Annotated in this window: 5 protein-coding genes; 1 reads left to right on the forward strand and 4 read right to left on the reverse strand. The window is 43.5% G+C overall.

All coding sequences use genetic code 11. The features are described from left to right. Positions 1-412 precede the first annotated feature (412 nt). The 4 genes from HY841_11435 to HY841_11450 all read right to left on the reverse strand — a co-directional run bounded on the left by HY841_11435 (position 413) and on the right by HY841_11450 (position 9,568). Complete coding sequence (locus HY841_11435) at positions 413-3,685, reverse strand: PKD domain-containing protein (GenBank protein MBI4931368.1); 3,273 nt, start codon at positions 3,683-3,685, stop codon at positions 413-415. 81 nt (positions 3,686-3,766) lie between these two features. Then, entirely contained in the window at positions 3,767-4,999 is a 1,233-nt protein-coding gene (locus HY841_11440; GenBank protein ID MBI4931369.1) for a PKD domain-containing protein, read from the reverse strand. 10 nt (positions 5,000-5,009) lie between these two features. Beyond that, positions 5,010-5,591 carry a sigma-70 family RNA polymerase sigma factor gene (locus tag HY841_11445; GenBank protein ID MBI4931370.1) on the reverse strand — a complete coding sequence of 194 codons (582 nt, stop codon included), beginning with the start codon at positions 5,589-5,591 and terminating at the stop codon, positions 5,010-5,012. 179 nt (positions 5,592-5,770) lie between these two features. After that, complete coding sequence (locus HY841_11450; GenBank protein ID MBI4931371.1) at positions 5,771-9,568, reverse strand: gliding motility-associated C-terminal domain-containing protein; 3,798 nt, start codon at positions 9,566-9,568, stop codon at positions 5,771-5,773. 85 nt (positions 9,569-9,653) lie between these two features. Between HY841_11450 and HY841_11455 the strand changes: the two genes are divergently transcribed. Beyond that, positions 9,654-10,949: a hypothetical protein gene (locus HY841_11455; protein ID MBI4931372.1), complete on the forward strand. Its 1,296-nt coding sequence runs from the start codon at positions 9,654-9,656 to the stop codon at positions 10,947-10,949. The last annotated feature ends 108 nt before the right edge of the window (positions 10,950-11,057 follow it).

Raw genomic sequence — 11,057 nt, forward strand, 5'->3', positions numbered from 1 at the left:
TTGCTTGCTGATAATTAGGCAGTCCCCTGTTGGATATTCTGACATCCACCGATTTACGAATATTACCTTTTGTCCGATTTTAAAGTTTGACATCTGGTTTTCCTATTATTGATTTTTTATCAGATTTTCAACTCCTGAAGTCCAAAACTCATTTCCTGAACTTCGGAACTCAACTCCTGAGCTTCCGAACGCAACTCCGGAGCTTGAGAATTCAACTTTGGAGCTTCGGATTTCAGTTCTGAAGTTCCGAACCTGTGTTCTGAACTTCCCGACAAGGGTTTGGAAGTTCCCGACTTGTGTTTTTAAGTTCAGGAGAAGCCTTCTGAAGTTCCAAAGTTCTGTTTTTAACTTACAAACCTGCATTTTGAAGTTCTTGGCTTTAATTCTGAACTTATTTCTATGCATTTTTTAGTTATTTCACCGAACTCACATGCCCTACATAGGTATGCACTTTATCAAAAATATCGGTGAGCCGCACTTTCCATACATACACATCTTCCTGCACCTGCTGGCTGCTGTTTCCGCCTTCCACTTTTCCATCCCACTTGCAGGCAGATGACATTCCATCCTGCCAGAAACTATCCCAATTAGTGTTCTTGCCTTCAAAGTGGCAATCCCAAATCAGGTTTCCCCAGCGGTCGAAGAGCCAGATGTTGTAATCTTTCACTCCGCGGCTTTTTCCGAAAAATGAATCGTTGATCAAATCTCCGTTAGGCGTAAAGCAATTGGGAATATTAAATTCAAACTCCGGAAGCAAATCAACGGTGCGGCAAATGCTGTCGTAACATCCGTGCACGTTTTTAACATCAACGCAAATCTGGTAGGTGTAATAATCATTGTTGGTTACCACAGCCGAATAAGAGTGTATAGGGTCGGTGCTGACAATATCATTTGTGCCGTCTCCAAAATTCCAGGTCCACTGGGTTACATCGTTCGACCACAAATCACAGAAATCGAATATGGGTTCATTCACACTGGCTTCAGAAGGCGTTACACAAAAATCGGCAACGGGCCAGGCAAATATATTTACGTATTGCGGCATGAGCAAAGTATCCTTGCAGCCATACTGGGTGGTAACTATCAGCTGCACATCATACGAGCCGGGAGTAGGCCAGTACGAACTACCATTCTGTAAAGTAGATGAAGAAGGAGAACCACCTTGGAAACTCCATTGCCATGCTGAAATGACTCCGCTCGCTGATTGTGATAAATCTGTAAACCCAAAGGTTTGGGGAGCACAGCCACTATCTGGCTTTGTAAATAGAGCTATTGGATTACTGTAAACAATAGCGGTATTCGTAACAGTGTCCTTGCAACCTTTTGTAGAAGTAACAATAAGAGTAAGCGTGTAAGTGCCGGGGGCTGCATACGTATGGCAAGGGTTCTGAAGGTTGGAATGCGGAGTGGCATCGCCAAAATCCCAATCCCAGCCGGCAAGCGGATCGCCCCCCGCAGGAGTTGAGCCATCCGTAAAACAGGATGAAAAAGTATGGCAAACATTTACCGGATTGATGAGCGCAACAGGCAGAGGATTAATGGTGGCAGCTACAATGGTATTGCTTTGGCAGCCGCTGTCGGAAGTTACGGTAAGCAATACCTGATAAGGACCCAATCCTGTAAATATGTGACAGGGATTTTGTGAGTTGGAAATATTGTTGGCTCCTGAAGCAGGGTCGGCAAAGTTCCAGCCCCAGCTTGTTATGCTTCCAGTAGAAATAGTTGACGAATCTAAAAAGCAGGTGCTGTCATGAAAGCAAACCGGCAGCGAACCGAAAGCGGCAACGGGCAGAGGATTCACCGTCACAGTAATGGTATTGGTATCCTTGCAGCCAAAATTATTTGTAACGATAAGCGTAACCGTATAAGTCCCGGGGTTTCCATACGTGTGAGTAGGGTTACTTTGTACGGTATCAAAACTTCCATCGCCAAAACTCCAGTTATAATTTGAAATGGTATTGTTGCCGACAGATAGATCAGTGAACGGTGTGATGTTATTAAAGCAAAGATTAATGCTGCTCATGTTAGCAACCGGAAGAGGATTCACCGTAACGGCTTGCGTATAGGTTGAAACACACCCTTGCTGGCTGGTAACGGTAAGCACTGCGGTATAATTTCCCGGAGGATAAGTAACCGAAGGATTCTGCGAGGTGGATGTGGCAGGATTTCCTCCGATAAAAACCCAGTTCCACAAAACCAGCGGGTCGCCCGCTGCAGCAACGGAGTTATCGGTGAACTGTGTACTGTTTCCGGAACAAACCGTGGTGCTTGCAAATGCCGCCTGAGGCAAACCCAATACGTTAACCGGCTGCACAATGGTATCGATGCACCCCGCCTGCGTGGTAACAATCAGCGTTGCCGTGTAACTTCCGGCAGGATAGGTCACTGTTGGATTCTGAGCCGTTGATGAAGTCGGATTGCCGCCCGGGAAACTCCAGTTCCAGGCAGCTATGGGTGAGCCGTTTGATGTGGTACTTAGGTCGGTGAAATTTACTGTTCCGCAAAGCATGGTAAAATTAAAATTCGGTGTGATTGACATGGGCTGCGGAACATATACCAAATGAAAATTGCATCCTGATGGTTGCTGCACTTCAACTGAAAATGTATCGCCAATATTCACGATGGGAGTAATGCACTGGGCGGTTGCGCTGGGCGGGCCGGTATACGGGTTTCCGTTCTGATACCATTGATAGGTATAGGTGATAGAAGGATCAATCGGACCACAAAGCGAGGTGGATTGCCCGGGGCAAAACCCTGTTGCAGAACCGGAAATTGATCCGCATGAAAAATCCCAGTAAGAATGGGCAAAGTGTCCGCAATATCCGCAGTCAACATTGGTAATTACAATGTTCAGCGTTTGTCCGATATACGGTTTAAGGTTTACGCCAACAAGCGTCCATGGCTTGTAATAGGCACCGCAGGATCCGGAAAAAAAGCCCGGCAGGTTGGGTCCGCCTGTGTATCTGAAACATCCGCATGGAACAGGATTGCCGGCAGAATCATAAATACATAAATCAACAAAGGGCTGGTTGGCAACATCATGCCCCGGATCTTCCAACACAATTGCATACGCATAAATAAAATTTGTATCAGCGGGAGTAACCGTAAGCGGATAGGTGATCTGCTCTGCGTAACAGTTCGGCATTTGCGGAACGCCAAGCTGAATGGAAGCATTTCCAAAACCGGGGCAAACCACAGGAATGGTTGGAGAGCCGGGAGCAAAGCCGGGCGTGCAGGCGTCAATTCCTGCGCCAGCAGTAAGATTAAATCCCGTACTTCCATTGGATGCAGGAGGAGGGCAGGATTGTCCGCCAAAACTGGGAGGACCGGAAGTTCCGGCAGCTCCGCACCAGGCACCCCATCCGTTTTCAGCGCCCATATCAGAACAGGCGGCAAAAGGCACGGGTGTGCTGCTTGCTTTTTTCATCCCAATCCATTCCACGCTTTTTCCGTTCATGGATAATAATTTGCGCTGGGCAATAAGTTTATCAATCACAGGGTCAGACAAACCATCCACTTTCATTCTTGCCCTTAATGTGTTTTCATCAAAGCCGGCCGTATTGTTTACATTGAGGATAAAATTATTTCCGGCTTTACTCTCTTGAGCGTGAGAATAATTTGTGTTCAGCAAAAGAAACGCTGAAGCAGCAAATACGATAGAAAAAAACCGGGAATAAATAATTTTCATACGCGCAGGTTTAAGAGGTGGTTTTTTTAAGGGCGACCAAAGGTATATCTTGCATAAGCAAATGTCAAGTGTTAACGAATATTATTTTATAATCACAAATCCCCGTTGAGTTGATTCTTCACCGTTTTTGTCTTTCACAACAGCTTTCCATGAGTATGTATCTCCGGTTTTTGTATTTACTCCATCCCACGGACGATTTTTATCAGTCGTTGTGAAAACAATAGTGTTTGATTTATCATAAACTGTAACAACAAAACTGTAATCATCACTCATCGTTGGAATCCAGGTGTCATTCAAACCATCACCATCGGGGCTGAATGAGTTGGGAGCAAACAGGTTAATGATGTTTTTCACTTCCACTTCTTTGGTTAATGTGGCAGCGCATCCGGCAGAATTTTTTGCGGTCACCGCTACTTTGTATGTTCCATACTTCGCATACGTGTGTGAAGGATTTTGCTCTGAAGCAATTTTCCTGTCGCCAAAATCCCATTTCCAGTCGGTTGTTTTTGCGGCTTCTGCATCAAAAATTACTGCGAGGTTGTTCTCCTCAGAGGCTTTGTAAGTCATATCAACGGACGGAGCGGCAAGAACGGTGATAGTGTTTTTCTGTTCATCCGATTTTTTGTCAAGAACGGATGTGACCCGAAGTCTTGCAGAAAATGTTCCCGCTTTTTTGAAAACATGTTGTGGATTTTGTTCAACGGAAGTTTCTCCGTCACCGAAAAACCATTTGTAAGCAAAGTTCGCATCTGCGTTATCTGCCGTGAACTGAACAGGTGCGCCTTCGCAGACTTTATTCATATCCGTGTGAAACGTTGCTGTTAGAACAGAAGCAGTTGAGGGCTGAGAATTAACCTCTGAGGGCTGATTCTGTTCAGGATTAACTTTGTTTTCACTGCTGTTATTTTCTGTTTGAGTTTCTGTTTTCCCGGATGAAGTGGATTGGTTTTCGCTTACAGGATTCTGAACAATAGCTTTTTCTTTTGGCGAGTTATTATTTGTTTCTGAATTCCGGCTGTTTGTTTCTTCTTTCTGAACTGAATTTTCGTTTGTAGTATTGCCGGCAACAACTGTGTTTTGTACAATTGTTTTCTCCGTTGTATTGTTTTCAGAATTAGTTGTGCTGAAATAATAAATCAATCCTGCTGCGGCAATTGCCGAAGCGGCAATCAGAATTGTCTTTCCGATGGAAGAGGAAACTTTTCCTGCGTTAAGTTTGTTGAGGCGGCTTTCCATATCCGCCCAGTCGGCAGGATTGAATTCAGCTTCGTACTTGTCGAGCGATGATTTCAGATGTTCTTCAAAATTTTTCATTTATAGTTTATTAGTTTTCCTGATACAATTTTATTTTACCTGCAAATGCTTTTTTTAAATTCGTTTTTGCTTTTGACAGATTTGATTTTGATGTTCCTTCATTGATGCCCAATTGTGCTGCAATTTCTTTGTGCGAGTATCCGTCTATTACGTACATACTAAAAACAGTTCGGTATACGGGCGACAATTTCTGAACAGCTTCCATAATTTCGTTCGTGTTAATTCCTGAATAATCCATTCCGTTTTCGTTTTCTGTCATTGCTTCTTCGCCATTAGCTTCTACATATTCTGAGTTTGCCTGCACCACCGAGTGCTTGTTCTTTCTGTAAAAATCAATGGCTGTGTTCACCATTATTTTTCTCACCCATCCTTCAAAAGAACCGCTGGCACCGAATTTATTTATGTTCATGAACACCTTGATAAATCCTTCCTGCAAAACATCTTTGGCTTCATCGCTGTCTTTTGAATAACGCATGCACACTCCGAGCATCTTTCCGTAAAACATCATGTAAAGAACTTGCTGGCTTTTGCGGTCGCCTTTAATACAGCCCTCAACAACTTTGTTAATCTGCTCTTTGCTTGTTTCGCTCATGGGCTTCTGATTCTATGACGCTTGAGTTGAAATTGGTTGCCTTTTTTTATGCGAAAGTTATTTTCACCTCGCTTTGGTGCGCCCAAAGGAACAAAAAACATCAACAAAAGTCAAATTTTGAGTTGTTTTTGTTTGAAAAGGGAATAAGAAAATGAGGAAAATAAGGGGCGGGATAAGTTTTACCTCACCAAACTCACATTCCCCTGCCTACTCAAATCATTCCCGTTTGTGAATTGCACATACATATAATAGGTAAACACAGCCGAGTTCTGTGTCATATCGGGATAAGAGCCATCCCAAACAAAGCCGGGGTCATTGGTCTGAAATATTTTTTCGCCCCATCGGTTATACATAAAAAATTTGAAATACTTCACGCAGGAAGGATTTACAAAATACACCTGAAAGAAATCATTTTCATTATCCTCATTCGGAGAAAAAGCATTGGGTACATACACTCCATCAGAGCAGTCCATAGGTTTCACATAAACAATCAAGCAGGATGTATCAGTGCATCCGCTGGCATCGGTTACATAAACGCAATATTGCGTGGTTGAATTCGGATTTACAATATTGGTTGCACCAATTGCTCCGTTGCTCCATGAATAAGTTCCGCCTCCGCTTGCAGTAAGCGTAGTGCTTTGTCCTTGAGAAACAGAAACGCTTGTTCCTGCATTTGCTATCGGGTTCGGAACAACCGCTACTGAATAAGTTGCCGAGTCCTTACAACTTCCCACAGAAACAATCACTGAATAATTTGTTGTCGAAGTGGGAGAAACATTTATCGAAGAAGTCGTGGCACTGGTATTCCACAAATAATTTCCACCACCGCTTGCGGTTAGATTTGTATTATCACCAAAACAAATAGTGTCGTTGCCTGAAATAGCTGCATTGGGTGGAGGAAGAACGGTAACACTTACCGTAGATGCAGAAGTGCATAAGTTCGCGCTTGTTCCAATCACAGAATATGTTGTTGAAGAGGTTGGCGCCACCACAACTGCCGATGAAGTTCCTCCTGTGTTCCACACATAACTTATTCCGCCCGATGCGGTAAGTGTTGTTGCATCGCCCGTACACAGCAAGGTATTGCCGCTTATTGAAAGAGCAGGACCGGCATTCACAGTTACCAGTGTTGTTGCTGAAGCCGAACATCCGTTGGCATCGGTCACCTGCAAAGAATAAAGAGTTGTGAAACCCGGATTCACAATAATCGCTGAAGTGGTTTGCCCCCCGGGAAGCCATGCATAAGAATAAGCGGGTGTTCCGCTGCTCACCACCGCAGAAAGAGTGGCATTCGAGCCATTGCAGATAACAGCAGGAGGGATAGTTATTACAGGCGTTGGATTCACGGTAACATTTATGCTGGTTAAAGAAGAGCAGTTGCCATTCGTTGCAATTACGGAATACGAGGAAGATGCCGTGGGAATAATTGTAATCGCAGTAGTGGTGGCTCCCGTGCTCCAGGAATAATTTGTTCCTCCCGATGCGGTGAGCGTTATAGCAAATCCAGAACAAACAACCGTATTGCCCGTTATGGATGCGGTGATTCCTGAAACTACCGATACACTTACCGAAGCGGTATCCGAACAATTTCCATTCGAAGCAATCACAAAATAAGTTGCGTTTGATGTTGGCGAAACAATGATAGAAGATGTGGTTGCTGTTGTACTCCAAGAATAATTATTTCCTCCTGATGCGATCAGTGTTGTACTTCCTCCTGTGCAGATAGTGGCGCTTCCGCTGATGCTTGCATTGGGAACCGGATTCACCGTGACGGATGCGGAAGCAGTATCAGCACATGAACCGCTTGAAACAATTACAGAATAAGTTGAAGAAGAAGTTGGCGAAACTGAAACGGAAGAAGTGGTGGCAGTTGTACTCCATGAATAATTTCCACCTCCTGATGCACTGAGCGTTGCGCTTTGTCCAGAGCAAATAGTTGTATTTGCAGAAATAGCTGCGACAGGCGTTTGCGTTACATTCACCGTAAGAGAAGTTGTATCCGAGCACGAACCTGAATATGCAATCACAGAATAAGTTGACGCTGATGTGGGCGAAACAGAAATGGAAGAAGTGGTGGCAGTTGTGCTCCATGAATAAGTTGAACCACCAGATGCGCTGAGCGTTGCAGAAGCGCCCGAACAAATACTGGTGTTGCCCGAAATATTTGCAGTGATGGAACTTGCAATCGTGACTTTCACACTGTCGCTCGAAGTACCGCAGGAATTTGTGATGGAAAGCGTATAAGAAGAAGTTGCTGTTGGAGAAACTGAAATGGAAGAAGTGGTTTGCCCTCCGGGATTCCAAACGTAAGCACCGGTTCCTGTTCCATTTAGTGTTACTGTCGCTCCTGCACAAATCGTAGAATTATTTCCAACAGTAACAGTTGGCAATGGATTCACCGTAACCACCACCGTGTCCTTATCGCTTCCGCAGGAATCAGTTACGGTTACAATATAGTTTGTAGTAGATGTCGGAGAAACGGAAACCGAAGAAGTGGTTGCGCCAGTGTTCCATAAATAACTTGTTCCTCCGCTTGCTGTCAGCGTGGTGCTTGCAGTTTGGCAAATGGTTACATCGTTTCCGGCAGCGGCAGTCGGAGGAGCACACAAAGGACACAACGTATCCTGAGTTGTCAACGCAGCTACTTGCGCGGGTGTTTGATTGGTCGTTAATGTATTGGCAATAGTTTGAGTTCCACCGGAAGTAACATTGGGCGTTGGCGAAGTTTCTGTAAATGATCCGGTGGTTTCGTTGCATCCGCTGTTTCCATCCGAATCAGTTTTTATCAGATACACATTTCCTCCGGGAAAACTATATTGAAGCGATGTAAGAACATATCCTCCATCATTCGTTGGTTCCATCCTCACTCTTCTGTCAGTAGAACTGAAAATAAAAAACATTCCTCCGGGAACTCCGTCATCTGCTGAACCTCCATACGTTTTCACCCATTGCATGGTTCCTGCATTATCTGTCTTCAAAAGAAAATCATCGTATCCTCCAGCACCAATCGAATTGGTTGCGCCAGCAATAGCATAACCACCATCCGTAGTTTGACGAACAACAAACCCGCAGTCATTATTAAAACCACCATACGTTTTTGACCATTGCGTGTTTCCATCGCTGTCTGTCTTCACAAGAAAAACATCTGTATTTCCTGCTCCATAAGTTTGCGTTCCACCGCAGGTGATGTAACCTCCATCAGTAGTTTGACGAACAGAGAATCCATAGTCTTCAAGACCATTCGTTCCTCCATATACTTTATCCCACAACATAGTTCCGTTCACATCTGTTTTCACCATATACATCTGCAATCCTCCGCCAAAGCTGTAAGAACTTCCTGTCATGATGTAACCTCCATCATTTGTTTGACGCGCGTCATATCCGAAATCCAGATAAGTTCCTCCATATGTTTTAGACCATTGATGATTTCCCACTGCATCTAGCTTCACAAAGTAATAATCAAAATATCCGTTCACTGTAAAATCATTCGTGTAACCGAAAGCAGCATAACCTCCATCAGTTGTCTGTTGAATTGCCCATGCGCTCTCACCATTAAACTCACCATAAGTTTTCGTCCATTGCATGGCACCTGCATTGTTTGTATTTAATAAAAATAAATCGAAATACCCGTTGCCGAAACTTCTTGTTTCTCCTGCTAATAAATAACCGCCATTGTTTGTCTGTATCACCGCCAATCCTTCTTCGCAGGCAGAACCCGCATACGTTCTAGACCATTGCATGATTCCATTCGGGTCGGTTTTAATCAAGTATGCATTTTCGCAATCTGCATTTAATTTGGAAGTGGTAACGCGAGCATTGACAATGTATCCGCCATCGGTGGTTTGCTTCACATCCAAACCGTCCTGCGTAGAATCAATCCCGCCAAATGTTTTCTGAAATTTGATTTGAGAAAAAAGAGAGAAGGAAAAACAGCAGCAGAGAAGATGAACAAACAACAGCGTAAATATTTTTTTCATCAGATAGTATGTAAAGTGGGCAAATATAAGAATGACAGAATCATAATAAGGTTTTGCATTCAAAAGAAATTTCATTATTCATTTCATGTCCATTCTTATAAGTGGCTGGTTTTTCCTATCATTGTATTCTGATTATCCTTTCATGTCCAAAACCAGCACTACGGAGCTTTTTGACCTGATACAGTCGCTGACAAAAGCGGAGAAACGGCATTTCAAGATTTACGCTTCGCGGCATGTGATTGGAGAGGAGAATAAATATGTAAAACTGTTTGATGCCATTGCCAGCCAGAAAGCGTATGACGAAAAACATTTGCTGAAGAATGAAAGCTACATCAGGCAGCTTCCGCTTCTGAAAAAAAGGCTGCACGAAGCGGTTTTGAAATCACTTGATTTATTTCACACCAGCGTGGATGCCGAGATAAGAAAACTTTCTCATCAGGCAGAAATCCTCTATGAAAAAGCGCTTTATGAACAATCAAAAAAGATTTTAAGAATTGCGAAAAAACTTTCTCAGGAACACGAACTCGCCACGTATGAACTGGAAATTCTGCGCTGGGAAACAAAAATTTCCTGGGCGCAGGACAGCATGGAAGGCATTGGAAGAATTCTTTCGGAAGAAAAAAACATTCTGCAAACGCTTGACAACGTTACAAAATACCGAACGCTCAACCACAAGGCATTCAGCATTTATTACGAGCACGGAATTCCCCGAACGCCAAAACTGGTTCGGGAGGTAAAAAATATTCTCTCCAATCCCCTGCTGAAAAATCCAAAACTTGCGCTTTCATTTGAATCGGAACACACGTATTTTCATTTTCACACGGTTTATAACAGCATGAGGCAGGATTATGCAAAGGCCTATTCGTTCGGGTTGAAAAAACTTTTCCTGTTTGACATTCATCCTGAAAAAATAAAAACTTATACGAATCTTTACCTCGGAGATTTAAACGACTGCATCATATTCGCCATTTCGCTGAAAAATTATGAGAAGATGGAAGAACATATCCAAAAACTACGCGCGCTGGAACACGCTTCCCTTTCGGAGCGGAGCAAGACCATTTTGTTTTTCTATTCCTATCACGAGTTGAATTATTACAACAATACAGGGCAGTTTCAGAAAGCAGTGAAGCGTATTGAACACCTGGAAGAAATCTTTCCCGTTTACGGAAGCAAACTCACTCCCGCAAAACGCGCGGTGCTTTACACAACATTCGCTGTTGCGTATTTCGGAAACAAGAATTTCAAAAAGAGTATTTACAACCTGAACCAGATTAGAAACGAACCGCTCGGTGGCGTGCGCACGGATATAGAATCGTTCGCCTATTTGCTATACCTCATCGTTCATTATGAAATTAAAGTAGGAAGCGAAGGTACAAAGTAACTTCGCCACCTCTCACACCACTGTACATGCTTAGACGCATACAGCGGTTTCATAAAGTTTTAATCGTTTGTAGTTTGCCGATAAACTGTAGTAACCTTCTTTTGCAAA

Source organism: Bacteroidota bacterium, from assembly GCA_016213405.1.
Lineage (GTDB): Bacteria > Bacteroidota > Bacteroidia > Palsa-948 > Palsa-948 > Palsa-948.

What these genes read in the sequence shown, in the direction of transcription:
- HY841_11435 (MBI4931368.1), bottom strand. Translation starts at nt 3,685, where the DNA reads ATGAAAATTATTTATTCCCGGTTTTTTTCTATCGTATTTGCTGCTTCA.
- HY841_11450 (MBI4931371.1), bottom strand. Translation starts at nt 9,568, where the DNA reads ATGAAAAAAATATTTACGCTGTTGTTTGTTCATCTTCTCTGCTGCTGT.
- HY841_11440 (MBI4931369.1), bottom strand. Translation starts at nt 4,999, where the DNA reads ATGAAAAATTTTGAAGAACATCTGAAATCATCGCTCGACAAGTACGAA.
- HY841_11455 (MBI4931372.1), top strand. Translation starts at nt 9,654, where the DNA reads ATGTCCATTCTTATAAGTGGCTGGTTTTTCCTATCATTGTATTCTGAT.
- HY841_11445 (MBI4931370.1), bottom strand. Translation starts at nt 5,591, where the DNA reads ATGAGCGAAACAAGCAAAGAGCAGATTAACAAAGTTGTTGAGGGCTGT.